The sequence below is a fragment of the Streptomyces sp. 71268 genome, assembly GCF_029392895.1.
GTDB lineage: Bacteria > Actinomycetota > Actinomycetes > Streptomycetales > Streptomycetaceae > Streptomyces.
In genome coordinates, this window is record NZ_CP114200.1 from 6,406,892 (window position 1) to 6,429,529 (window position 22,638).

The following is a 22,638-nucleotide window of genomic DNA, read 5'->3' on the forward strand; positions in this document are numbered from 1 at the left end:
AGTCACTTCTTGAGGAGCTGACTCACGCATGATCGACCACGTTGGTGCCCGGCCGCACTGCCGGGGAGCGGCCCGATGAACCACAATCCCGCCCTCGCCGCAGGCGCCACACCTCCGACCCCCGCCGGAGGCGCCATGCTGAAACACCTCGTCTTCGAAGGCACGCATCGTGTCATCGTCAAGGGGGTGGCGCTGCGGTTCTTCCTGCGGGCCGATGGCGTGTGGGCGCCGGCCACCGATACCGACTTCCAACGCGCGTACGAACTCGCCCTCTTCGACCCCGACGCGCTCCGCAAGGACGTGCTGTGCCCGAACGCGCGGCGCGTAGAGCGCACCACGGTCGAGGGCTGGTTCTGGTCCAACGGGTGCAACTCGGCGGGGCTGTGCACCTTCGATGACCGGAGCCCGGAGGAGTGCGCCGGGATGGCCCGGATCGCGGGTGGGGCGGCGCCCTGATGACTCGGCAGACGTGGGTCACCCTGCTTGTGTGGCAGCCGGCCGACCCGCTCAACCCGCTCGACGTCAGCCGTGCTTGGCCTCGCGTACTCCAGGTCGTACGGGACGGCGAGGCGGGCCCGCCCGGGGTCATCCTGCGCCCCGACGAGCCGCTGCGGCAGGCTGCGGCACGGGTGACGGCGGCCCTGGGGTTACGGGCCCCGGCGCAGCCGCCCCCGCTCCTGGCCGTCGACCAACGGCCGTCGGGGCGCGAGGGCGGCGTGGAGCAGATGGTGCTGGTGCTCGACGGCGGAACGCTGTCCACGGAGACGCTTCCGCCGTGTGGCGGATGCGGCCGGTCCCACCTGGTGTGGACGCCACTGGAAGAGGCCGAGCAGCCCGCTCTGGTCCACGCGTTGCGCGCCCGCGTGCGAGGCGGGCAGCCTCCGACGTTGTGGTGTGGCGAGCCCGTTGCCGGGGGCTGAGGTCCGACTGCTCCGCGCGGCGGCCCCGCCCGTACGTTCCCTTCGTGCGCGACGGGCGGGGCCTGACCCTGCCGTACGCCCGCTGCCTGAGCTGTGGCGCGGACGTCAGCCCGATGGAGGGCCTGAGGTCCTCAACAAAGTCGTTCGAAGCTCATTCGCTTAGGAAAGTCCAGCAATGGCAAGTGCGGCGACAGTCAACGCGGCGACATGCGCGACCTGGTCGATGTGGGCGGCCCCTCCTTCCTCGAAAGACTTCTCCTGGAGGTTGCTTCTCATCCACCGCTCCACTGGCCACCCACGGTCGATAAAGGAATGGCTGGCGCCGATCCAGACCAGGGCGATAGCGGACACGGGAATGCTGAAGTGGAGGTCGAGCACGACCGCGCCCGTGGCGAGGAGGGTGGCTGACGTTCCCACATGGATCAGAGCGTGAGTGGCGTTAGCGCGCCGCCCGATCGCGGTTTGCTCCCCCTTATGCGCTACTTGATGGTCTGTCTGGAACGGGTAGTCGGCTAACAAATGGGCGACGTATAACAGAACAAAGAGCGATGCGAACATGCGTAGTGCCTCCCAGGGGGCATGGTGGCGGGCGATGCTGTCGGTGGGCCCGCGAGTCGGCAGCTTTCCACGTCTCTCGCGGCGCCTGACGGCTTCTGGTCACCTCGGGGTGCCCGTTTCGCGGGCCGTTCGCTCGCGCCGGCGGTGACCAACCCGCCCGACCAGCCAGTTGTTGAACGGAACCGAGTGGTGGCCGTGATGGAGAAGATCGAGAGTCCCGTGGCCGAGAGCCTGGTCGTCTGGCGCGCGTACGAAGATGGCGGGCGGAAGTCGGGCCCACCCGCCGCGCCTGTCTACATGGCCACCGCGGTGTTCGTGCGGGGCGGCGAGGAAGCGGTCCAGCCTGGCTGGCCGGCCTCGGCGGACCAACTGAGCATCCTGTTGCAGGAGACTGAGCGATTGGACGGCCACCGCCGCCGGTGTTTGGTGGGATTCCTCGTGCCAGAGTTGGCCCAGCCTCACCTGCGCTTGGGAGCGGAACTGCTGGTGTTGGAGGGCCCGCGCACGGTCGCCGGCGCGCGGATCGATACGGTGCTTGCCCATGGACAGCCGGGGACTCGAAGGCGCTGAGCGATGATCGAAGAGAGCCGGGCAAGGGAATTGGCGGCGGAGTTCGCCAAGGGGAAGTCGTCGGAAATGGAACTCGCTATCGCGCCCGAGCCTCCCGTGCGGCGGGGCAACGTGGCATATTTCGCCTGCCAGTCCGCCGAGTTCTTGCGCACTGGTAACTGGCGGGACATGGCCATCGGAAATGGCCCGGTGGCTGTGGATCTCGTGACCGGGGAGTGTCACATGCTGGGCGCAGCGGAGGCCGCTGAGATGGAACTCTAGTGCGGGTCAACTGCTCCGCGCGCACGATGGCCCGCCGGAACCCACCGGCGGGCCGTTCGCGCGCGGCGCCGCCAGCCGTACCAGGGCGCCGCCTCCGGCTCGAAGCCCGCCGCGACGATTCCCGCATAGCCCGACGCCAGAGCCGGGCGTGAATGCTAAGGCGGCCCTGATGGCAGACGACTTCCACCTGTACGGAAGTGAAGAACTGACCCCGAGCGCACTCAGGGATGTGGTGCGAGAGTCGCTGGGCTGTTCCTTTGAGGAGCGCGAGAGTGGCTTCAAGGGCGGCATTTACTATCTGCGCAAGGAGCAGGGCGGCGGCACGATCTCGATCGAGGCCAACTGGGTCGATGGAGACGGCTATCCGGCCGAGCCGGACTTCCCGGAGCATCGCACTCTGCTCTACGTGACGAACCCGACCCAGCGGGACCACGACCGTCTCAGCCAAACGAGCGGCCTGCGTCTCCTGCGGCGCACGCGGGTCGACTGACCCGAGCGCGTAGCGGCCCGCCGGAACCCCCGGCGGGCCGTTCGCGCGAGCCACCCCGGCCAACACGCCGGCGTCGAATAACTCGCCCGGACCGACCACCGGATCAACCAGGTGATGAGCGGAATCGAGTGGTGGGCGCGATGGAGGGCCCGCGCGCGGTCGCCGGCGCGCGGATCGATACGGTGCTTACCCAACCACAGCCGTGGACCTGAAGGCGCTGAGTGATGATCGAAGAGAGCGAAGCAAGGGAGTTGGCGGCGGAGTTCGCCAAGGGGTATTCGCTGGAGATGGAGTTCGCCATCATCCCCCGTCCGCCCGTTCGGCGGGGTGATACCGCGTACTTCGGTTGCCAGTCCGCCACGTTCCTGCGGACCCGTAACTGGCGGGACATGGCCGTTGGTGGTGGCCCGGTGGCCGTGAACCTCGTGACGGGGGAGTGTCGCATGCTGGGCGCCGATGAGGCCGCAGATATGGAGCTCTAGCGCGGCTCAACTGCCCCGCGCCCACGACGGCCCGCCGGAAACCACCGGCGGGCCGTTCCACGCGTCACCCCCAGCCGAGCCACGCCAGCCCCCCGACCCGACTCCACCCGCGTCAGCGCCCCGTTCAGCCCGACTCGCGCCACCGGTTGGTGATGGGCAGGCGGCGGTCCTTGCCGAAGCCCTTGGCGGAGATCTTGGTGCCCGGCGGGTACTGGCGGCGCTTGTACTCCGCCGCGTCCACCATGCGCAGCACCCGGGTCACCGTCTCCGGGTCGAAGCCCGCGGCGACGATCTCCGCGCTGCCCTGGTCGCGGTCGACGTAGCGCTCCAGGATCTGGTCGAGCACGTCGTAGTCGGGCAGCGAGTCGGCGTCGACCTGGCCCGGGCGCAGTTCGGCGCTCGGGGGCTTGGTGATCGAGTTCTCCGGGATCGGCGGTGTCTGGCCGCGTTCCTCGGCCGCCTGGTTGCGCCACCGCGCCAGGCGGAAGACGCCCGTCTTGTAGAGGTCCTTGATCGGGCCGTACGCGCCGACGGAGTCGCCGTAGAGCGTGGAGTAGCCGCAGGCCAGCTCCGACTTGTTGCCGGGGGCCAGCACGATGTGGCCCTCCTGGTTGGAGAGCGCCATCAGCAGCGTGCCGCGCAGCCGCGCCTGGAGGTTCTCCTCGGCGAGGCCGGTCAGGTCGAGCGAGCCCATGTACGCGTCGAACATCGGGACGATGGGCACCGTACGGAAGTTGAGGCCGGTGCGTCGGGCCAGCTCGGCGGCGTCCTCCTTGGAGTGGCCGGAGCTGTACTTCGACGGCATGGACACGCCGTACACGTTGCGCGCGCCCAGCGCGTCGCACGCGATGGCCGCCACCAGCGCCGAGTCGATGCCGCCGGAGAGGCCGATGAGCACGCTGCGGAAGCCGTTCTTGGCGACGTACGCGCGCAGGCCCACCACCAGGGCGGTGTAGATCTCCTCCGCGTCGCCGAGCCGCTCGGCCTCGCCGCCGGCCAACTCCCGCTCGTACGCCGGCACCGGGTCCTGGCTCAGGGTGACGTGGTCGACGCGCAGCCCGTCGTCGACCACGCCCGAGGGGGGCTCGGGCGCGGCGGCCGGCAGGTCCAGGTCGACCAGGACGCAGCCCTCGGCGAACTGCGGGGCCCGCGCGATCACCTCGCCCTCGCGGTCGACCACGATCGAGTCGCCGTCGAAGACCAGGTCGTCCTGGCCGCCGATCATGGCCAGGTAGGCGGTGGTGCAGCCGGCCTCGCGGGCGCGCCTGCGTACCAGCTCAAGGCGGGTGTCGTCCTTCTCGCGCTCGTATGGGGAGGCGTTGATCGACACCAGCAGGCCGGCGCCGGCGGAGCGGGTGGCGGGCACCCGGCCGCCCTCCTGCCACAGGTCCTCGCAGATGGCGAGGGCGACGTCGACGCCGTGCACGCGGATGACCGGCAGCGTCTCGCCGGGCACGAAGTAGCGGAACTCGTCGAAGACGCCGTAGTTCGGCAGGTGGTGCTTGGCGAAGGTGAGTGCCACCTGCCCGCGGTGCAGCACGGCCGCGGCGTTGCGCGGCGCGCCCGCCGGCTGGCCGTAGCGCGGCTGCTCCTTGTCGCTGCGGTCCAGGTAGCCGACGATCACCGGCAGCTCGCCGAAGCCCTCGGCCCCCAGCCGGGCGGCGAGCGCGGTCAGCGCGGCGCGGGACGCCTCGACGAAGGAGGCGCGCAGCGCCAGGTCCTCGACGGGGTAGCCGGTCAGCGCCATCTCGGGGAAGGCCACCAGGTGGGCGCCCTGTTCGGCGGCGTGCCGGGTCCATTGGACGACGGCCTCCGCGTTGGCCGCGAGGTCACCGACGGTGGAGTCGATCTGGTTCAGAGCGAGGCGAAGTTGAGGCACGCCGGCCAGTGTAATCGTCTGTTTGACGCGATGGGGTGGTGAGGGCGGCCACACCGCGCCGGGCGTCACTCGGTGGGCTCCGCCGGCTGCGCGGGCTCCCTGGTCTCCGCGGGCTCCGCCGGCTCCGTGGGCTCCGAGGCGCCGCGCGGCGCGCCCGGGGCGGCGTCTGACGGGCGCTCCGCGGCGGCGCGGCCGAAGTCGGTGGTCAGCCAGTGCTCGATGGACGCGTCGGGGAACGGGCGTGGCGGGAAGGCGCCCGCCACCGGGGTGATGTCGGCGATCCGGTCGAGCCGGAAGGTGCGCCAGTCGTCCCGGTCCACGTCGAAGGCCACGAGGTACCACGCGCCGGCGCGCAGGAAGTGGCGGTACGGCTCGACCAGTCGGGTCGTACGCCGGTCGTGCTGGTCGGTGTAGCGGAAGCGGAGCCGGCCGCCCTCGGCGACCGCGTCCGCGATCACGCCCACGGTCGCCGCCGCGACCACTGCCCCGGGCTGCTGGAGCACCTCGGTGGCCAGGTCGGTCGCGGCGGCGCGGCGGCGCAGCGGGCGGGGCAGCACCTGGTCGAGCTTGACCAGCGCGCTGGAGGCGACCGCATCCTCCGGGAGCCAGGCGCGGATCAGGTGCAGCCCGGCCACCAGGGCGGTGATCTCGTCGGCGGTGAACAGCAGCGGCGGCATCCTGACCCCGGGGCGCAGCCGGTAGGTGCTGCCGGGGCCCGGGCGGGCCTCGACCGCGTAGCCGAGCCGGCGCAGCCGCTGGGCGTCGCGGCGCACCGTGCGCGTGCTCGTGCCGAGCCGTCCGGCCAGGTCGGCGGCGGTCCACTCGCCGCCGGACTGCAACAGCGTGAGCAGCGCCAGGGTTCTGGTCGTGGGGTCGTGGTCCATCTCCGCAACCTCTCAGAAGAGGAGGACGAGTTCCGGCCGGCTCTCCTTCTAGCCTGCGGGCAGAGCCACCGAAGGAGAGAGACCATGCGGAGCGAGACAACCGTGCCGGACCAGGCCACCCCACGGATCGCCGTGACCACCCCCACCGGCAACGTCGGCCGGCACGTCGTCGCCGCGCTGCTGCGCGCCGGGGTCCGACCGCGCGTGCTGTCCCGCGACCCCGACCGGCTCGCCCCCGACCTGCGGGAGGCGGTGGACGCCGTACGGGTCGACCAATACGACGCCGACGCGGTGGCGGCCGCCACCGTGGGCGTGGACGCGCTGTTCTGGGTGGTCCCGACCCCCGGCGGCCCGGACCCGCTCGCCGCGTACGCGCGCGCCACCGCCAGCGTGGTCCGTGCCGTGACCGACAACCGGATCGGGCGTGTCGTCTTCCAGAGCAGCGTCGGCGCCGAGAAGCGGCGGGGCGCCGGCGAGATCGACGGCCTGGCCCACGCCGAACTGGCCCTCGACGCCACCGGCGTCGACGTCACCCATCTGCGCTGCGGCTACTTCTTCAGCAACCTCGAACTCCAACTCGACGCCCTGCGGGCGGGCGCCCTCCAGGTGGTCCTGCCGCTCGACGCGCCCATGCCCTGGGTGGCGCCGCGCGACATCGCCGAGGTAGCCGTCGCGCGGCTGCTGTCGCCGGGCTGGTCCGGGCGGTGCGTGCGGGCGGTGCACGGGCCGGCCGACCTGACCTGGCGCCAGGTGGCCGACATCCTCGGCGCGGCCACCGGCCGGCCGATCGGCGTCGAGCGGATCACCGACGACGCCATGCGCGCCCAGCTCCGGCGGGTCGGGATGGCCGACGCGGCGGTCGAGGCCGTGCTCGGCATGTCGACCGGTCTGCGCGAGGACTTCGTCCCCGAACAGCCCCGCACCGTCCACACCACGACCCCCACCACCCTCGCCGCCTGGGCCTACGACCACCTGCGACCCCGGCTCGCCGACGACGCGCCGTGACGCGGCCGGGGCCGGCCCGGCTCGTCCTGGCCTGACTTGACCTTTGTCCGGGCCGGCCCGGCTGGCCCGGCCCCGTCGCGGGGCTGCGACGGACGCGCCGTAGCCCCGCTCGCCGAGGCGTTACTTCCGGTAGCCGAGGACCGTCATCATGCCCGACTCCGCGTGGTAGACGTTGTGGCAGTGGAGCATCCACAGGCCCGGGTTGTCCGCGTCGAAGTCCACGTCGAGGCGGCGTCCCGGCAGCACGATGGCGGTGTCCTTGCGCGCCCCGCCGCCCGCCGCCGCCCCGGCGCGCGCGCCGGAGGACGAGGCCAGCGCGAAGGTGTGTCCGTGCAGGTGCATCGGGTGCCACATGGTCGTGTCGTTGACGAACGACAGCCGCACGCGTTCGCCCGCCCGCACCGGATAGCGCTGCTTCGGGCTGTAGCGCCTGCCGTTGATCGCCCAGTCGTACCGCGCCATCGAGCCGGTCAGCCGCAGCCGCACCGTACGGTCCGGCGCGCCGGCGGCCAGCCGTACGGGCTCGGCCGCGCGCAGCTTCTCCGCCGTCAGCAGCCTGCCGGACAACTCGCGCGGGCGGACGTCGGCGGCCGGCGCGGCGCCACCGCCGGTACGCAGCACGGCGAGCGCGGCCTGCCGCTTCCCCTCGGCGACGGCGGTCAGCGGGAACACCCCGTCGCCCACCGTGACCAGCACGTCGTAGCGCTCGCCCATGCCCAGCAGCAGCGCGTCCGTGCGCGCGTGCTCGACGGGGAAGCCGTCGGTGTGCGTGACGGTCATGGTGTGCCCGCCGAGCGCCACCCGGAAGGCCGTGTCCCCACCCGCGTTGACGAGCCGGATGCGCACCCGGTCCCCGGGGCGGGCCCTGAACGTGTGCGGGTCCTTGGCCGTACGCCCGTTGACCAGGTAGTACGGGTACGCCACATCGCCCGCGTCGCCGCCAAGCAGCTTGCTGGTCGCGCCCATCATCATCCGGGGCGGCCCGGAGCGCGCCGGCCCCGTCGGCGTACCGCTGGGGCTCGCGCCCCCGTGGTCCATCCCTCCGTGGCCCATCTCCCCGTGATCCATCCCGCCGTGGCCGCCGGCGCCCGTGTCCCCGTGGCCCATGCCCGAGCTGAGTTCGGCGAGCACGGCGTCCGGGGTGCTGCCCTGGACGCCGTCCACCCAGTCGTCGAGCACCACGACCCACTCCCTGTCGTACGCGAGCGGCTCCTTGGGGTCCTCGACGATGAGCGGCGCGTACAGGCCACGGTCCTGCTGTACGCCGCTGTGCGGGTGGAACCAGTACGTGCCGGGGTGCGGCACCGCGAACCGGTAGGTGTGCGAGGCGCCGGCTCGCACCGGGCGCTGGGTGAGGCCGGGCACGCCGTCCATGTCGTTGCGCAGCGCGAGGCCGTGCCAGTGCAGCGAGGTGGCCTGTGGCAGGTGGTTGGCGAGGGTGAGGGCGAGCGTGTCACCAGCGGTGATCCGCAGCTCGCGCCCCGGCAACTCGCCGTCGTACGCCCACGAGTTGACGCTCACCCCGCCGCCCAGGTCGAGCCGGGCGCGGGCGGCGGTCAGGCTCACCTCACGTACCGGACCCGGGCGGCGCCGGCGCTCGGCGGCGGCGACCGCGGGGTCGTCGGGGGCGACGTAGTCGCCGGGGGCGGCGTCCTTGCCGTGGCCGCCGTGCGAACCGGAGCCCGAGGGGGAACCCGGGTCGGAGTCGGAGGAACAGGCGGCGAGCAGGCCGCCGCCGGCCAGCGCGGTGGTGGCGGCCAACAGGGCACGCCGGGAGGTTGTGCGCATGACGAAAAGCACCTCGATCGGTGTCGACGCGTAAGGGTGGGCTCGGCCGCCGCTCGCGGGCACCGCGCGGCACCCGGCCGACGTCCGGACACACGCGTGCCGGGTCGGTCGAGCGGGATCTCAGCGAGGTGGTGGGGGAGCGGCGCGGGCCGTCCTACAGGCGCAGCACCGTGGTGCGGGTCGGGGGAGCGGGGCGGGGTGGCGGAGCGGGCCACGGCGCGGGGGCGTACGCGGTGCCGAGCCGGGCCGAGCCGGCCGTGGCCCGGCGTCGCGCGGCCGCGCTCAGCAGCAGCACGACGGACCACGCCGCGAGCACCGCGAGGCACACCGACAACGGGTCCATCCCGCCGCGCCCGGGCGCGCCGAGCTGAACCGGATCGCCGAGGCCGACCGCGGCGCCTGACGCGCGGATGTCGTCCGAGGTGAGGGTGGGGTGGTCGGCGGTGTGGGCGGCCGGAGCGTGCGCGGGCGGCGGCGGGTCGGCTGGCGGGGCGTCAGCCGTCAGCGGACGGCCGGCCGTCGCCTCGCTCGGCCGCGCGTGCCCGGCCGTACCGCCGTGCCCCGCCGTACCGCCGTGCTCCGTGGGATGGCCGAGCGTGTGCATGGTGACGATGCCGAACAGCAGGGCCGTGAACAGCAGCAGCCGGGCACCCCAGGTGGTGCCGCCTCGCTGCTGGTTCGGCGCCGTGCGCCCCCGTACGGTCATCGCGGGCCAGCCTACCCCCGTGGGGTATGCCCGGCGGAGGGCAGGTAGCGGGCCGCCCGCCCCGTCCGACCGCCGCGCGGCCACCCCGCGCCCCCGCGTACGCCGCGCCCCCGCGTACGCGTACTCCTCGCCCCCACGCACGCCGCGCACCCGCCGACGCGACTACTCCGCCCCGCGCACGCCCCCCCTGCTCGTCCCCGTCTCCGTCCCCGTCCTCGCCCTTGACCGGTGAGGACCACAGCGAGCGGACGTGGCCCAGGTGGCGGCGCATGCACTCCTGGGCGCCCGGCGCGTCGCCCGCGATCATCAGGTCGAGGAGTTCCAGGTGCTCCTCGGCCGAGGCGATCAGCTCCCCGTTGCGGTCGAGCCGGGCGAGACCGAACAGCCGGGCCCGCTTGCGCAGGTCGCCGACGACCTCCACCAGGCGGGCGTTGCCGGCCAGGCCCACGAGTTGGAGGTGGAACCTGCGGTCCGCCTCCAGGTAGCCGATCAGGTCGTGCCGGCCGGCGGCGGCCACGATCTCCTGGGCCACCGGGCGCATCGACTCCAGGTCCTCGACGGAGACCGTGCGGGTCACCCGCCCGATGGTGGGCACCTCGATCAGCTCGCGGATCTCGCTGTACTCGTCGAGGTCGCGGTCGGACAGTTCGGTGATCCGAAAGCCCTTGTTGCGGACCGGTTCCACCATGCCCTCGCGGGCCAGGGCGAGCATGGCCTCGCGGACCGGCGTCGCCGAGACGCCCAGTTCGGCGGCGAGCGCCGGGGCGGAGTACACGGTTCCGGCCTGGAGCTCACCGGCGATCATGGCGGCGCGCAGGGCGTTCGCCACCTGGTCGCGCAGCCGCTCCTGGACCAGGATCAGGTTGCGTTGCCGCAGGTCAGCCACGTGGGCCTCCGTCCTAGGTTCGGCCCGGAGAGTATAACTTCACATTTCATCAAGCCTTCGGCCCAACCGGTAGCACCCATGGCGTAAGGGGCCGCCGCCCCCGGCCCGGGTGGGGTCCGGGCCGGGGGCGGCGGGGCGTGGCCGCGCGGCCGGCCGTGGGTGGCCGGGCCGCGCGGAGCGTGCGTCAGGCCGTCCTGGCGCAGCCGCCGGCCGCGCACTCGGTCAACCAGGCGTTCCAGTCGGCGTCGTACCGGGTGCCGATGGTCCGCGTGAGGTGCTGCCGCGCGGCCCGCCAGTCGCCCGCGCGGTAGTACCCGAGCACCGTGTCCACGTCGTCGCGGTGGCGTTCGAGCAGGTAGCGCACGGCGAGGTAGCCCCAGCGGTAGACACGCGTGGTGTCGGCGTTCTCGTACGTGGTGTCGAAGAGCGTGCTCAGCGGGTAGGTGTGCTTGCCGGCCTCGGCGGCGGCCTCCTCGTAGGGCAGGTCGCGGTAGGAGTACGAGACGTACTCGGCGAACCCCTCGATCCACCACACGGTCGGCGTGCTGACCCCGGCCTCGAAGTCGCCGTGCATGTTGAACCGGCCGTCGAGGTAGTGGGTGTACTCGTGGTTGAGGTTCCAGATCGCGAAGTCGGGCCGCAGCCACTCCGCCTCGTAGGCGACGAACCGAGGCTTGTTGCCCTCCACCGACGGGTCGCCCTCCAGGTACATGCCGCCGTTGTTGGTGTCGATGCCGAAGATCGCGCCGGCGTACGTCTGGTAGTCGGTGCTGGAGTCGAAGGCGGTGACCTCGATGGTCTCGTTGTGGTCGTCGGCGACCGGGCCGCTGTCCCGGGCGATGTCGTGGAAGAAGGCGTCCTGGCCGGTCAGGCTGGCGCAGGTGGCGGCCAACTGCTCCGCGTCGATCTCCTGCGCGCGGATGTCGATGCTCGGCCCGCACGCGTGCCGCACCGGCAGCGCCGCCTCGGTCAGCCGCTCGGGCAGGTCGCAGGTGCCGTACGTGGCGCAGTTGTCCCCGTCGTACGCGGCGGTCATCTCGGCCACGCCGACCCACAGCGGGGCCGTGCGGCCGGTGATCTCACTGCGCTGGAGCAGCCCCCTGGCCAGCGGGGCGACCTCGGGCCGCAGCGCGTCGTGTTGGAGGAAGCGGCCGAGTTCGCGCCCGGCGTTCGAGGTCAGATAGCTCTGCTCGCCGCCGAGGAGGTCCAGGTGCTGCTCGGCGAAGTCGGAAAGCGTGTAGAGGATGCTCGGGTCCTGCTCGACGGCGCGTACGAACTCGGGCACCTGGTGACCACGGAAGAGCACGGTGTACACGTTGTTGACCGCGTTGAGCATCCACCAGGAGTCGTCGTACGAGGCGTCGTACCCCTCCAACAGCCGCTTGACCACCGGCAGGTAGCGGGCGTTCTCCTCGGCGCTGTCGATCAGGGTGACGGCCTCGGCCAGGGTCTCGCCGTTGGCGTCCGTGACGTCACCGGCGCGCGGGGAGTCGAAGAACGCGTCGAGGCCGCCCTGGATCGCCGAGCGCAGCGCCGGCCCGTACTCGCCGACGTCGTCCGGGTTGTACCAGTGGACGTAGTACCCGGCCCGCAGGAACAGCACGATCTGCGGCATGCCGGTCGAGCCGTCGCCCGGGTAGTCGGCGGAGCCGGCGCGCAGCGCGTCGGCCACGGTGACCATCTGCTCCTCGCGGAAGGCGCCGCGCGCGTCGGCGCCGGTGAGGTTGAACAGGGTGTTGACGCAGTCCGGGGCCGCGCCCTTGACCTTCTCGACCAGGGCCGTGCCCGTGTTGCCGGTGAAGTCGCCGACGTCGCACGCCGCGCGCCCCGTCCCGCGCGCCGAGGGGCGGCGCCGCTCGGGGGAGAGCGTGGCGGGTGCGTCGTAGTCCTGTCGCGGTACGTCCCGGTCGGCCGACAGGGGCGGGCGCTGGTCGAGCGGGGTACGCGCGTCGCGTACGTGCTCGGCCTCGACGGGTCGTGCGGCCGACGGCGCCGGCCCGGACGGCCCCGCGCCGTCCGGGCCCCGCGTGGTGGTGGGCGCGGCGCCGGGCGTGGGGGGTGGGGCGGCGGGGGCCGCCTGGCTCGGGGCGGCGAGCAGTCCGCCGCCGAGGCACAGGGATATGGCCAGGGCTGCCAGTGGGCCGGTGCGCCGTCGCACCGGGGTCCTTCTCATCGCAGATGCCTCCTGTGGGGGTGGAGTGGCCGCGCGCGGGGCGCACGGACGCGCGCCCGTACGTCGTGTCATGGACACGTACGGAGCGTGTGCCATGTAAAATTTCACACGTCACCTCACGCCGGGAAGAGTTGAGCGCGAAAGAGTTCCGCACGCGTGCTCCGGCCCGCGTCGGGCACCCGCGCGCGACGTGAGGGAGGGCCGACCCGCCGGGCGAGGGCCCGGCACCAGGACAAGGCGCACGCGCCGGCGCGAAGCGCCGGTACGGATGCGAAACTCAACGGAAACCCGGTGGCGTGATACTGAGGTGTCACCGGATCTGCCAAGCACCCCAGAGCAGCCGTCTGACCTGCGAGGATAGGTACTATGGATAAGCAGCAGGAGTTCGTGCTCCGCACGCTCGAAGAGCGCGACATCCGCTTCGTACGGCTGTGGTTCACCGATGTGCTCGGCTTCCTCAAGTCCGTCGCGGTCGCTCCCGCCGAGTTGGAGCAGGCGTTTGACGAGGGCATCGGCTTCGACGGCTCAGCCATCGAGGGCTTCGCCCGGGTCTACGAGTCGGACATGATCGCGAAGCCGGATCCGGCCACCTTCCAGATCCTGCCCTGGCGCGCCGAGGCCCCCGGCACCGCGCGCATGTTCTGCGACATCCTGATGCCGGACGGCTCCCCGTCCTACGCCGATCCGCGCTACGTCCTCAAGCGCATCCTCGCCAAGACCTCCGACCTCGGCTTCACCTTCTACACCCACCCCGAGATCGAGTTCTTCCTGCTGAAGAACAAGCCCGTCGACGGCACCCGCCCGGTGCCCGCCGACTCCTCCGGCTACTTCGACCACACCCCGCAGAACGTGGGCATGGACTTCCGCCGGCAGGCGATCACCATGCTCGAATCCATGGGCATCTCGGTCGAGTTCTCGCACCACGAGGGCGCGCCGGGCCAGCAGGAGATCGACCTGCGCTACGCCGACGCGCTGTCCACCGCCGACAACGTCATGACCTTCCGCCTGGTGATGAAGCAGGTCGCGCTGGAACAGGGCGTGCAGGCCACGTTCATGCCCAAGCCGTTCTCGGAGCACCCCGGCTCCGGCATGCACACCCACCTCTCCCTCTTCGAGGGAGACCGCAACGCCTTCCACGAGTCCGGCGCCGAGTACCAACTCTCCAAGGTGGGCCGGTCCTTCATCGCCGGCCTGCTCCGGCACGCCGCCGAGACCTCGGCCGTCACCAACCAGTGGGTCAACTCCTACAAGCGCATCTGGGGCGGCTCCCAGCGCACCGCCGGCGCCGGCGGCGAGGCCCCCTCGTACATCTGCTGGGGTCACAACAACCGCTCCGCGCTCATCCGGGTGCCGATGTACAAGCCGGGCAAGACCGGCTCCACGCGCGTCGAGGTCCGCTCCATCGACTCCGGCGCCAACCCCTACCTGACCTACGCGGTGCTGCTCGCCGCCGGCCTCAAGGGCATCGAGGAGGGGTACGAGCTGCCGGCCGGCGCCGACGACGACGTGTGGGCGCTCTCCGACTCCGAGCGGCGCGCCATGGGCATCGAACCGCTGCCGCAGAACCTGGGCGAGGCGATCGCCCTCATGGAGCGCAGCGAACTGGTCGCCGAGACGCTGGGCGAGCACGTCTTCGACTTCTTCCTGCGCAACAAGAAGCAGGAGTGGGAGGAGTACCGGTCGGAAGTGACCGCCTTCGAACTGCGCAACTTGCTGCCGGTGTTGTAGGGCTGGTCAGCGGCATAGGGAACGCCAAGCGGGCGGGCCGTCGGGCGCCGCGGCGAAGCAACGGCACGCGGGCGGAGCCCGCATAGCGTGCGACGGTCGAAGGCGATGCCTCCGGCGGGGATCGGCCGGCGGGATGGAGGGCACTCCACCAGGTCACCCATTCGGCCGTATGGCCCCTACTGGGCGTAGCGCCCGGGAGAGGGGCTCCACCGCACTTCAGCAGGAGTTGTCGCGCCTGCCGGAGTTGCGCGCCCTCGCGGAGCCGTTCCTATGGGGAGCAAGACCCACCTTTTGGGTTATCCAAGGAGGAACTATGCGTCGCACGACTATCGGTGCTCTCCTCACCGCCGCTCTCCTTGCGGGACCCGCCGCGGTCACCGCGGAAGCGCAGACACCGGTGGTGGCCCAGACAGCCACCGTGCAGGCCACCCAGAGTCAAGCGCAGGGTGATGACAACAAGGACGACGACAACGGAGGCTGGGGCCTGTGGGGTCTTGCCGGCCTTCTGGGTCTGCTCGGCCTCATCCCGCGTCGGAGTAAGACACACGACACGGGAACCCGTCGCGGGACAGGGGCTGGTGGCGCGCACCCGAATGATCGTCTCTGAGCCGGACGCGCGTCAGGAGATCCATCAGTTGATGTCGTCGAGGTCCCCGGCCGGCGCGGTCGGGGACCTCGGTCGGCCCGGGGTTCTTCCTTTCCGCGCGACAGGAAGCAGGAACGGGTGACGTGCCGCTCCGAGGTGGCCACCTTCCAACTGCGCGACAGGCTGCCGGTGTTGTAGGGGCCGGCCGGGCGGGCCCTGCGGGCGGTGGGCCGCCGTTCGGCCACCGCCGTCTTTCTCTGTCCCCCTCCGTTCCCTCCGTTCCGCACGTTCCTCGACGCCCTCGGCTCGCCGCACATCGCGGGCGTACCGGAAAACGCATACGCCCGCGATACACGTCTCCGTCTTCGATGGGCGCGTGGACCGCCGCGCGCCTGTGGGCGGCCCGTCGATCAGGAATGGAACGTGATCATGGACTCGGATTCCGTACGCGGCGTACGCGGCATCGACCGGCGGAAGCTGCTCGGATGGGGCGGGTTGACGGCCGCCGGCGTGGCGGCGGGCGGCGCGCAGTTAGCAGGTGCCCGGCCCGGCCACGCCGCCCCGGCCGCGACCGACCCCGACACTATTCCGGCGGACGCCAGGCCCGGCGGGGCCTACGACCGGTACGTGGCGAAGCTGGCCGCCGAGGACAAGTTCTCCGGCGTGGTGCTGCTGTCGCACCGTGGCCGCACGGTGCTCTCGCGCAGTTACGGCATGGCCGACAAGGAGAAGGGGGTCCGCAACCACGAGGGGGTCGCGTTCAACCTCTCGTCGGCGGGCAAGCCGTTCGGCGCGGTGGCCATCCTGCAACTCGCGCAACAGGGCAAGCTGCGGCTCTCGGACCCGGTGGGCGCGCACCTTACGGGCTTCCCCCAGGAGATCGCCGAGCGGGTGACCATCCACCACCTGCTCTCCGGCACTTCCGGGTTGAACACCCCGGAGGAGGACCTGGAGCGCGTCTTCCAGAGCAGGGACGAGGTGCGTGAGTACTACGAGCGGTGGGCCCGTCAGGCCAAGCTGGTCTCCGCCCCCGGCACCCCCACCGACCACGCCGGCGCCGAGGTCGCCATCCCCGCCCTGATCGTCGAGGCCGTGTCGGGCACGACGTACTGGGACTACGTCGAGGAGAACGTCTTCCGGCGGTGCGGCATGACCGGCACCGCGTTCTACACCCGGCCGCAGTGGCTGACCGACAAGCACATCGCGCACTCGTACATGCGGATCGCGGACGGCAGCCGGGTCGACGCCGTCCGCAACCTGGACAAGGGCAGCCCGGACCCGTACCAGTTGGGCAAGAACCCGGCGCGCGGCTTCATCGACTTCCCCGGCGACGGCGGCTTCGCCACCGCGCCGGACCTGGTCCGCTTCGCGCACGGGCTGAGCGACGGCACGCTCCTCGACCGACACTACGCCGAGCTGTTCTTCGGCCCCAAGGTCCCCCTCGCCCCCCAGGGCGGCGGCCTGGCCCGCAAGGCGTACAGGGCCGTCCCCGCCGACGCGGCCTTCGGGACCTACATGATGCCGGTCAGCCTCACCAACGGGCAGTGGGTCAACGGGCGCGCGGGCGTCAACCCCGGCAGCTTCGCCAGCTGGAACATCTATCCCGACACCGGCTGGGTCGGCGTCATCCTCGGCAACTCCGACGACGTGCCGTTCTTCGATGTGGTCCAGCGGGAGGTGGAACTCCTCACCCGCTGACGCGACCACACCGCCAGTCCCGACCACACCGCCAGTCCCGACCACACCGCCAGTCCCGACCACACCGCCAGTCCCGACCACACCGCCAGCCCCGCGTGCGCCCCACACGCCGTCCCCGTCCCCCCCGCACGGGCCGGAGGTCAGCCGTTCTCCGGCCCGTGGCACCCCGTGCCGCGCGGGTATAGGGCACAGTGGACACGGCCGCCCGTGCCGGCGGGTCCCCGCTGGGCAGGTACTAAGCTCCCTCGCGGACCAGGGCGAGCGGCCGTGGCCAGGGCGGCCGGGCCCAAGGGGCCGGCACCGGGTGACGACCGCGCGGAAAGGCGGGTACGCCGTGCTGCAAGGGCGACGGGACAGCCGGTTCGGCCGGCTGCTGCGCTATGGATTCACCGACCCCGCGGCGGCCGGGCGGCTGCTCGACGCGCCGGGGCTCGCCGCCGTGCGGGCCGATCCGGTGCTGCTCGACGCGCTGGGCGCCACCGCCGACCCCAACCTCGCCCTGATGGGCCTGGTGCGGCTGGCCGAGGCGCTGCCGGAGGACGAGCGGCAGACACTGCTCACCACGGTCACCACGGCCAAGCCGCTGCGCGACCGGCTGCTCGGGGTGCTCGGCGCGTCCGAGGCGCTCGGCGACCACCTCGCCCGGCACCCCGACGACTGGCGCTCGCTGGCCACCTACGAGTCCGCCGACCTGAATCCGAGCATCCCCGAGTTCGAGCAGGCGCTGACGCACGGCGTGTGGGGCGACCCGGCGGGCGAGCTGAGCAAGCCCGACGCGCTGCGCGTCGCCTACCGCAGGTGCCTGCTCGGCATAGCGGCCCGTGACGTGTGCGGAACCACCGGCGTGGCACAGACCGCTGCCGAACTCGCCGACCTGGCCACCGCGACCCTCCGCACCGCCCTGCGGATCGCCGAGGAGGAGGCGCCCGAGGACGCCGCCGCGTGCCGGCTGGCCGTGATCGGGATGGGCAAGTGCGGCGGGCGCGAGCTGAACTACGTGTCCGACGTGGACGTCATCTTCGTCGCCGAGGCGCCGCACCGCCCCGCCACCGCGCGCCCCGACGCGCCCGGCGACGCGGCGGCCGACGAACCCCGGCGGTCCGGCGCCGCGGCCGACGACGAGTCGGCCGCGCTGCGCGCCGCCACCCGGCTCGCCGCCCACCTGGTTCGCATCTGCGGCGACGTCACCGCCGAGGGCACCATCTGGCCGGTGGACGCCAACCTGCGCCCGGAGGGCCGCAACGGCCCCCTGGTGCGCACCCTCGCCAGCCACCTCGCCTACTACCAGCGGTGGGCCAAGACCTGGGAGTTCCAGGCGCTGCTCAAGGCCCGCCCGGTGGCCGGGGACGCCGCGCTCGGGCAGGCGTACGTGGACGCGCTGGCCCCGCTCGTGTGGCAGGCCGCCGAGCGTGAGAACTTCGTCGCCGACGTCCAGCAGATGCGCCGCCGGGTCGTGGAGAACATCCCGGCGGCCCAGGTGGACCGGGAGATCAAGCTGGGCCCGGGCGGCCTGCGGGACGTCGAGTTCGCGGTGCAGTTGCTGCAACTCGTACACGGCCGCAGCGACGCCTCGCTGCGCAGCGGCAGCACGCTGGACGCCCTCGCCGCGCTGGCCGCCGGTGGCTACGTGGGGCGCGCGGACGCCGCCGCGCTCGACGACGCGTACCGCTTCCTGCGCACCATGGAACACCACATCCAGCTCTACAAGCTGCGCCGCACCCACCTGGTCCCTGAGGACGAGGCCGACCTGCGGCGCCTGGGCCGCTCGCTGTCGCGCCCCTTCGACTGGCCGCGCACCGAGCCGGTGACCCGGCTGCGGCAGGAGTGGAAGCGGCACGCGCGCGAGGTGCGCCGGCTGCACGAGAAGCTGTTCTACCGGCCGCTGCTCGACGCCGTCGCCCAGCTCGAACCGGGCGAGACCCGGCTCAGCACCAAGGCCGCCGGGCAGCGCCTGGAAGCGCTGGGCTACGCCGACCCGGTGGGTGCGCTGCGCCACCTGGAGGCGCTGGCCTCGGGCGTCACCCGCAAGGCCGCCATCCAGCGCACCCTGCTGCCGGTGCTGCTCGGCTGGTTCGCCGACTCCGCCGACCCGGACGCGGGCCTGCTGGGCTTCCGCAAGGTCTCCGACGCGCTCGGCAAGACGCCCTGGTACCTGCGGCTGCTGCGGGACGAGGGCGCCGCGGCCGAGAACCTGGCCCGCGTCCTGTCCGCCGGCCGACTCGCCCCCGACCTGCTGTTGCGCGCCCCGGAGGCGGTCGCGCTGCTCGGCGACCCGCAGGGGCTGCGCGCGCGCACCCGGGCCCACCTGGAACAGGAGGTGCTCGCCGCCGTCAGCCGCGCCGACGGGCCCGAACAGGCGGTCGCGGCGGCGCGCGGCGTACGCCGGCGCGAGCTGTTCCGCACCGCGGCGGCCGACCTCATCGGCGCCTTCGCCCCGTACCACGAACACCCGGGCCACCCCGGGCACGCCGGTGGCACCGCGCCAGCGGCGGGGGCCGCCACGGGGACCGCCACCGGGGGGGCGGCCGAGCCGGCGGCGCACGGCCCCGGCGCGGCGGCCGGCGGCGAACCACCGGCCGGGCTGGACGCGGGCGCCGCCGCCGACGCCGTCGGCGCCGCGCTCTCCGACCTCAACGCGGCCACCATCGCCGGCGCGCTGCGCGCGGCCGTGCGCGACACCTGGGGCGAGACCCTGCCCACCCGGTTCGCGGTCATCGGCATGGGCCGCTTCGGCGGGCACGAGCTGAACTACGGCTCCGACGCGGACGTGCTCTTCGTTCACGAGCCGCGCCCCGGCGTCGACGAGCAGGAGGCGGCCCGGGCCGCGTTCGCCGTCGCCAACGAGATGCGCCGGCTGCTCCAGCTCCCCACCTCGGACCCGCCGCTGCTCATCGACGCCGACCTGCGCCCGGAGGGCAAGTCGGGACCGCTGGTGCGCACCCTCGCCTCGTACGCCGCCTACTACCGGCGCTGGGCGAAGGTGTGGGAGAGCCAGGCGCTGCTGCGGGCGGAGCCGGTCGCGGGCGACGCCGAACTGGGGGAACGGTTCATCGAGCTGATCGACCCGCTGCGGTACCCCGTCGACGGCCTCGGCGAGGACGCCGTACGGGAGATCCGCCGGCTCAAGGCGCGGATGGAGTCCGAGCGGCTGCCGCGCGGCGCGGACCCCACCACCCACACCAAGCTCGGCCGTGGCGGCCTGTCCGACGTGGAGTGGACCGTGCAGCTCCTGCAGTTGCGGCACGCCTGGGCGGAGCCCGGCCTGCGCACCACCCGCACCCGGCCCGCGCTGGCCGCGGCGCACGCCATCGGCCTGATCGACACCGACGACGCGCAGATCCTGGACGAGGCGTGGGTGCTGGCCACCCGGGTGCGGAACGCGGTGATGCTGGTGCGCGGCCGGCCGGGCGACACCTTCCCCGCCGACGGCCGCGAGCTGGCCGCCGTCGGCCGCTACCTCGGCTACGAGCCGGGACACGTCGGCGAGATGGTGGACGACTACCGCCGCACGACCCGGCGCGCCCGGGGCGTGATGGAGCGGCTGTTCTACGACTACCCGGGCTGATCCGCGACGCCCTGGCCCGCCGACGGGCCGGCGACGGGCCGGCTCGGCCGATGAAGGTAGACCGGCCGGAAATCGCTGGTCAGCCGGTCAGCCGGTCAGCAGGGGTGAGCTGGGGCGGTCGGCGGTCAGGAGCGGCGGGCCGCGGTGCTGGGGCGGTCGGCCGCCGCCCCGTCACCCGTGGCGGGAGCCGCCGCGGCACCGTCCGTGGGGCCCGGCGCGGGCGGGGCCGCCTGGGCCTCGCTGGCCTTCGGGGCGGCTGACGCCCCGTGCCGCTCCCGCTCGGCCGGGGGCGCGGGGCTGGGCTCGGCCGCCGCCGGTGCCTGCGTGGCCCGGCCGGGGACGGAGCGCCGTGCGACGGGGCTCGCGATGTGCTGCGGCAGCCGGTACGGCGAGGCCGCGTACCACAGCGTGGCGACCGCGAAGCCGAACGACAGGCAGATCAGACCGCCGACGGCGTCGAGCCAGAAGTGGTTGGCGGTGGCGACGATCACCACCAGCGTGGCCACCGGGTACAGCACGCCGAGCGTCCTGACCCAGCGCGGCCTGGCCAGCGCGGCGATGGTGATTCCGCACCAGGTCGACCAGCCGATGTGCATCGAGGGCATGGCCGCGTACTGGTTGGACACCTCGGCCAGGTTCCCCGAGGCCAGCGAGCCCCAGGTGTGGTGGACCAGCACCGTGTCGATGAAGTCCATGTCCGGCATCAGCCGGGGCGGGGCCAGCGGGAAGAAGAAGAAGCCGACCAGGGCCACGCCGGTGGTGGCGAAGAGCACCAGGCGGATCGCCGCGTACCGCCCGGGGTGCCAGCGGTAGAGCCACACCAGGACGCCGATCGTCACCACGAAGTGCAGCGTGGCGTAGTAGTAGTTCATGCCGACGATCAGCCACGTGACCGAGTTGACGCCGTGGTTCACGCCGCGTTCGACGGCGAGGCCGAGGTACTGCTCGGCGTCCCAGATCCAGTGGGCGTTGCGCAGCGCGGTGTCCTTGTGCGCCGGCACCGCGTTGCGGATCAGCGAGTACGTCCAGTAGCTCACCGCGATGAGCAGGATCTCGAACCACAGCCGGGGCCTGCGGGGCGCGCGGAGCCGGGCCAGGCGGGTGCGCGCGACCGGCGGACCGGCCTCTTCCGCGCGCTCCTCGATGGGTGGCGGGAGAGCTGCCGTCCGGCCTTCCGGAGTCCTCGAAATCGCTTCACCCATAGAAGAACAGTCTGCCAGACTTGTCTGCTCGGCAGATCACCCGCAGGTCGGGTATGCGCCTCACCCGAGAGGCGGACACCCGCCCCTCACGCCCCCTGGGCTGGGCGAGCGCGGGTGGCCGGTGAGACACCTGGCGCGGAAGCGGTTGATTCCCGTACGACCAACTCGGGCAGGAACACGAACTCGCTGTACAGCGGGGCCGAGGCGGCGCTCGCCGCGTCCGCCGAGTGCGCTCCGCCGATCTCCTCCAACAGGGCCCGCACCGCCGCCTGCCCCATGGCGCGTACGGGCTTGCGCACCGTGGTCAGCGGCGGGTCGGTGAAGGCGATCAGGGGCGAGTCGTCGAAGCCGATCACGGACACGTCCCGTGGCACCCGCAGCCCGCGCTCGCGGGCGGCCCGCACCGCGCCGAGGGCCATCATGTCGCTCGCGCACACCACCGCCGTACAGCCCCGCTCAAGCAGCGCGCCGCCGGCCGCCCGGCCGCCCTCCAGGGTGTAAAGCGAGTGCTCGATGAGTTCCGCGCACGCCTCGGGCGCGACGCCGAGCCGCTGCCGCATGCCGCGCAGGAACCCCTCGATCTTGCGCTGGACCGGCACGAAGCGCGCGGGTCCGAGCGCGAGGCCGATCCGGTGGTGCCCGAGCGCGGCCAAGTGGGTGACGGCCAGCTCCATCGCGGCCCGGTCGTCGGGTGAGATGAAGGGCGCGCGCACCTGGGGCGCGTAGCCGTCCACCAGCACGAAGGGCATGCCACCGGCGCGCAGGCGCGCGTAGCGGCGCACGTCGGCGGTGGTGTCCGCGTGCAGCCCGGAGACCACGATGATGCCGGCCACGCCCCGCTCGACCAGCATCTCCGTCAGCTCGTCCTCGGTCGGACCGCCCGGCGTCTGGGTGGCCAGCACCGGCGCGTACCCCTGCCGGGTCAGGGCCTGCCCGATGACCTGGGCGAGGGCGGGGAAGATCGGGTTCTCCAGCTCGGGCGTGATCAGCCCGACGAGCCCGGTGCCGCGCCGGCGCAGACGCAGGGGGCGTTCGTAGCCGAGCGCGTCGAGCGCGGCGAGTACGGATGCGCGAGTGGCCGAGGCCACGCCGGGCTTCTCGTTCAGCACCCGGCTCACGGTGGCTTCACTGACCCCCGCCTGGGCTGCGATGTCGGCGAGCCGTGCGGTCATGGAGTGGGACCCTACCGGTCGCCCGCCGCCCTGCCCACCGCGGGCGGGGCGGTCCCGGACGCCGTTCGCGCGCCACCGCGAGGGG

Annotated in this window: 19 protein-coding genes and 1 pseudogene; 11 read left to right on the forward strand and 9 right to left on the reverse strand. The window is 72.9% G+C overall.

The window, feature by feature from the left end; translation table 11 throughout:
• Window positions 1-135: 135 nt before the first annotated feature.
• Both OYE22_RS25505 and OYE22_RS25510 read left to right on the forward strand, forming a co-directional pair.
• Complete coding sequence (locus tag OYE22_RS25505; protein ID WP_277322570.1) at window positions 136-456, forward strand: hypothetical protein; 321 nt, start codon at window positions 136-138, stop codon at window positions 454-456.
• Window positions 456-920, forward strand: a complete 465-nt coding sequence (locus OYE22_RS25510) for a hypothetical protein (RefSeq protein WP_277322571.1) — start codon at window positions 456-458, stop codon at window positions 918-920. The genes OYE22_RS25505 and OYE22_RS25510 overlap by 1 nt, the downstream gene beginning before the upstream one ends.
• A 159-nt stretch (window positions 921-1,079) precedes the next feature.
• Here the strand turns inward: OYE22_RS25510 and OYE22_RS25515 are convergent, their stop codons facing one another.
• Window positions 1,080-1,478 carry a DUF3307 domain-containing protein gene (locus OYE22_RS25515; RefSeq protein ID WP_277322572.1) on the reverse strand — a complete coding sequence of 133 codons (399 nt, stop codon included), beginning with the start codon at window positions 1,476-1,478 and terminating at the stop codon, window positions 1,080-1,082.
• A gap of 198 nt (window positions 1,479-1,676) precedes the next feature.
• Between OYE22_RS25515 and OYE22_RS25520 the strand changes: the two genes are divergently transcribed.
• The 4 genes from OYE22_RS25520 to OYE22_RS25535 all read left to right on the forward strand — a co-directional run bounded on the left by OYE22_RS25520 (window position 1,677) and on the right by OYE22_RS25535 (window position 3,281).
• Window positions 1,677-2,048, forward strand: coding sequence for a hypothetical protein (locus OYE22_RS25520; protein ID WP_277322573.1), 372 nt, complete (start codon window positions 1,677-1,679; stop codon window positions 2,046-2,048).
• Between the two features lie 3 nt (window positions 2,049-2,051).
• Window positions 2,052-2,309, forward strand: a complete 258-nt coding sequence (locus OYE22_RS25525; RefSeq protein WP_277322574.1) for a YrhB domain-containing protein — start codon at window positions 2,052-2,054, stop codon at window positions 2,307-2,309.
• A gap of 169 nt (window positions 2,310-2,478) precedes the next feature.
• Entirely contained in the window at window positions 2,479-2,799 is a 321-nt protein-coding gene (locus OYE22_RS25530; RefSeq protein ID WP_277322575.1) for a hypothetical protein, read from the forward strand.
• A 224-nt stretch (window positions 2,800-3,023) separates the two neighbouring features.
• Window positions 3,024-3,281, forward strand: coding sequence for a hypothetical protein (locus OYE22_RS25535; RefSeq protein WP_277322576.1), 258 nt, complete (start codon window positions 3,024-3,026; stop codon window positions 3,279-3,281).
• A gap of 124 nt (window positions 3,282-3,405) precedes the next feature.
• Here OYE22_RS25535 and OYE22_RS25540 read toward each other — a convergent pair whose 3' ends face one another.
• Both OYE22_RS25540 and OYE22_RS25545 read right to left on the reverse strand, forming a co-directional pair.
• Window positions 3,406-5,160, reverse strand: a complete 1,755-nt coding sequence (locus OYE22_RS25540) for an NAD+ synthase (RefSeq protein ID WP_277322577.1) — start codon at window positions 5,158-5,160, stop codon at window positions 3,406-3,408.
• Window positions 5,161-5,225: 65 nt separating this feature from the next.
• Window positions 5,226-6,044 (reverse strand): WYL domain-containing protein, encoded by an 819-nt coding sequence (locus OYE22_RS25545; protein WP_277322578.1) that lies wholly within the window; start codon window positions 6,042-6,044, stop codon window positions 5,226-5,228.
• A gap of 84 nt (window positions 6,045-6,128) precedes the next feature.
• Here OYE22_RS25545 and OYE22_RS25550 point away from each other — a divergent pair, with 84 nt between their 5' ends.
• A complete protein-coding gene (locus OYE22_RS25550) occupies window positions 6,129-7,049 on the forward strand; it encodes an NAD(P)H-binding protein (RefSeq protein WP_277322579.1) in 921 nt (306 codons plus the stop codon).
• Between the two features lie 120 nt (window positions 7,050-7,169).
• Here OYE22_RS25550 and OYE22_RS25555 read toward each other — a convergent pair whose 3' ends face one another.
• The 4 genes and pseudogenes from OYE22_RS25555 to OYE22_RS25570 all read right to left on the reverse strand — a co-directional run bounded on the left by OYE22_RS25555 (window position 7,170) and on the right by OYE22_RS25570 (window position 12,602).
• A complete protein-coding gene (locus OYE22_RS25555; protein WP_277322580.1) occupies window positions 7,170-8,837 on the reverse strand; it encodes a multicopper oxidase family protein in 1,668 nt (555 codons plus the stop codon).
• A 154-nt stretch (window positions 8,838-8,991) separates the two neighbouring features.
• Window positions 8,992-9,180, reverse strand: coding sequence for a hypothetical protein (locus tag OYE22_RS25560; RefSeq protein WP_277322581.1), 189 nt, complete (start codon window positions 9,178-9,180; stop codon window positions 8,992-8,994).
• A 595-nt stretch (window positions 9,181-9,775) separates the two neighbouring features.
• Window positions 9,776-10,429, reverse strand: a pseudogene (locus tag OYE22_RS25565) (GntR family transcriptional regulator); the annotation flags it as partial.
• Between the two features lie 184 nt (window positions 10,430-10,613).
• Window positions 10,614-12,602 (reverse strand): collagenase, encoded by a 1,989-nt coding sequence (locus tag OYE22_RS25570; protein ID WP_277322582.1) that lies wholly within the window; start codon window positions 12,600-12,602, stop codon window positions 10,614-10,616.
• A 366-nt stretch (window positions 12,603-12,968) separates the two neighbouring features.
• On the opposite strand from OYE22_RS25570, the gene glnA reads away from it, so the two are divergent.
• From glnA to OYE22_RS25585, 4 genes are all read left to right on the forward strand, one after another.
• The gene (glnA, locus tag OYE22_RS25575) at window positions 12,969-14,330 is read left to right on the forward strand and encodes a type I glutamate--ammonia ligase (RefSeq protein ID WP_187062162.1); all 1,362 of its coding nucleotides are present in this window, start codon (window positions 12,969-12,971) and stop codon (window positions 14,328-14,330) included.
• Window positions 14,331-14,643: 313 nt separating this feature from the next.
• The gene (locus tag OYE22_RS33490; protein WP_348652246.1) at window positions 14,644-14,937 is read left to right on the forward strand and encodes a WGxxGxxG family protein; all 294 of its coding nucleotides are present in this window, start codon (window positions 14,644-14,646) and stop codon (window positions 14,935-14,937) included.
• Between the two features lie 408 nt (window positions 14,938-15,345).
• Window positions 15,346-16,614: a serine hydrolase domain-containing protein gene (locus OYE22_RS25580; protein WP_277322583.1), complete on the forward strand. Its 1,269-nt coding sequence runs from the start codon at window positions 15,346-15,348 to the stop codon at window positions 16,612-16,614.
• 334 nt (window positions 16,615-16,948) lie between these two features.
• Complete coding sequence (locus tag OYE22_RS25585) at window positions 16,949-20,179, forward strand: bifunctional [glutamine synthetase] adenylyltransferase/[glutamine synthetase]-adenylyl-L-tyrosine phosphorylase (protein ID WP_277322584.1); 3,231 nt, start codon at window positions 16,949-16,951, stop codon at window positions 20,177-20,179.
• Between the two features lie 125 nt (window positions 20,180-20,304).
• Here the strand turns inward: OYE22_RS25585 and OYE22_RS25590 are convergent, their stop codons facing one another.
• Together OYE22_RS25590 and OYE22_RS25595 are read right to left on the reverse strand one after the other, a co-directional pair.
• Window positions 20,305-21,381, reverse strand: coding sequence for a phosphatase PAP2 family protein (locus OYE22_RS25590; protein WP_277322585.1), 1,077 nt, complete (start codon window positions 21,379-21,381; stop codon window positions 20,305-20,307).
• A gap of 86 nt (window positions 21,382-21,467) precedes the next feature.
• Window positions 21,468-22,553: a LacI family DNA-binding transcriptional regulator gene (locus tag OYE22_RS25595; RefSeq protein WP_277322586.1), complete on the reverse strand. Its 1,086-nt coding sequence runs from the start codon at window positions 22,551-22,553 to the stop codon at window positions 21,468-21,470.
• Window positions 22,554-22,638 lie beyond the last annotated feature (85 nt).

Coding starts and splice junctions, on each gene's coding strand:
- OYE22_RS25560 (WP_277322581.1), bottom strand. CDS start 9,180: ATGGACCCGTTGTCGGTGTGCCTCGCGGTGCTCGCGGCGTGGTCCGTC.
- OYE22_RS25505 (WP_277322570.1), top strand. CDS start 136: ATGCTGAAACACCTCGTCTTCGAAGGCACGCATCGTGTCATCGTCAAG.
- OYE22_RS25555 (WP_277322580.1), bottom strand. CDS start 8,837: ATGCGCACAACCTCCCGGCGTGCCCTGTTGGCCGCCACCACCGCGCTG.
- OYE22_RS25520 (WP_277322573.1), top strand. CDS start 1,677: ATGGAGAAGATCGAGAGTCCCGTGGCCGAGAGCCTGGTCGTCTGGCGC.
- OYE22_RS25510 (WP_277322571.1), top strand. CDS start 456: ATGACTCGGCAGACGTGGGTCACCCTGCTTGTGTGGCAGCCGGCCGAC.
- OYE22_RS25550 (WP_277322579.1), top strand. CDS start 6,129: ATGCGGAGCGAGACAACCGTGCCGGACCAGGCCACCCCACGGATCGCC.
- OYE22_RS25515 (WP_277322572.1), bottom strand. CDS start 1,478: ATGTTCGCATCGCTCTTTGTTCTGTTATACGTCGCCCATTTGTTAGCC.
- OYE22_RS25570 (WP_277322582.1), bottom strand. CDS start 12,602: ATGAGAAGGACCCCGGTGCGACGGCGCACCGGCCCACTGGCAGCCCTG.
- OYE22_RS25595 (WP_277322586.1), bottom strand. CDS start 22,553: ATGACCGCACGGCTCGCCGACATCGCAGCCCAGGCGGGGGTCAGTGAA.
- OYE22_RS25525 (WP_277322574.1), top strand. CDS start 2,052: ATGATCGAAGAGAGCCGGGCAAGGGAATTGGCGGCGGAGTTCGCCAAG.
- OYE22_RS25535 (WP_277322576.1), top strand. CDS start 3,024: ATGATCGAAGAGAGCGAAGCAAGGGAGTTGGCGGCGGAGTTCGCCAAG.
- OYE22_RS25545 (WP_277322578.1), bottom strand. CDS start 6,044: ATGGACCACGACCCCACGACCAGAACCCTGGCGCTGCTCACGCTGTTG.
- OYE22_RS33490 (WP_348652246.1), top strand. CDS start 14,644: ATGCGTCGCACGACTATCGGTGCTCTCCTCACCGCCGCTCTCCTTGCG.
- glnA (WP_187062162.1), top strand. CDS start 12,969: ATGGATAAGCAGCAGGAGTTCGTGCTCCGCACGCTCGAAGAGCGCGAC.
- OYE22_RS25580 (WP_277322583.1), top strand. CDS start 15,346: ATGGACTCGGATTCCGTACGCGGCGTACGCGGCATCGACCGGCGGAAG.
- OYE22_RS25590 (WP_277322585.1), bottom strand. CDS start 21,381: ATGGGTGAAGCGATTTCGAGGACTCCGGAAGGCCGGACGGCAGCTCTC.
- OYE22_RS25530 (WP_277322575.1), top strand. CDS start 2,479: ATGGCAGACGACTTCCACCTGTACGGAAGTGAAGAACTGACCCCGAGC.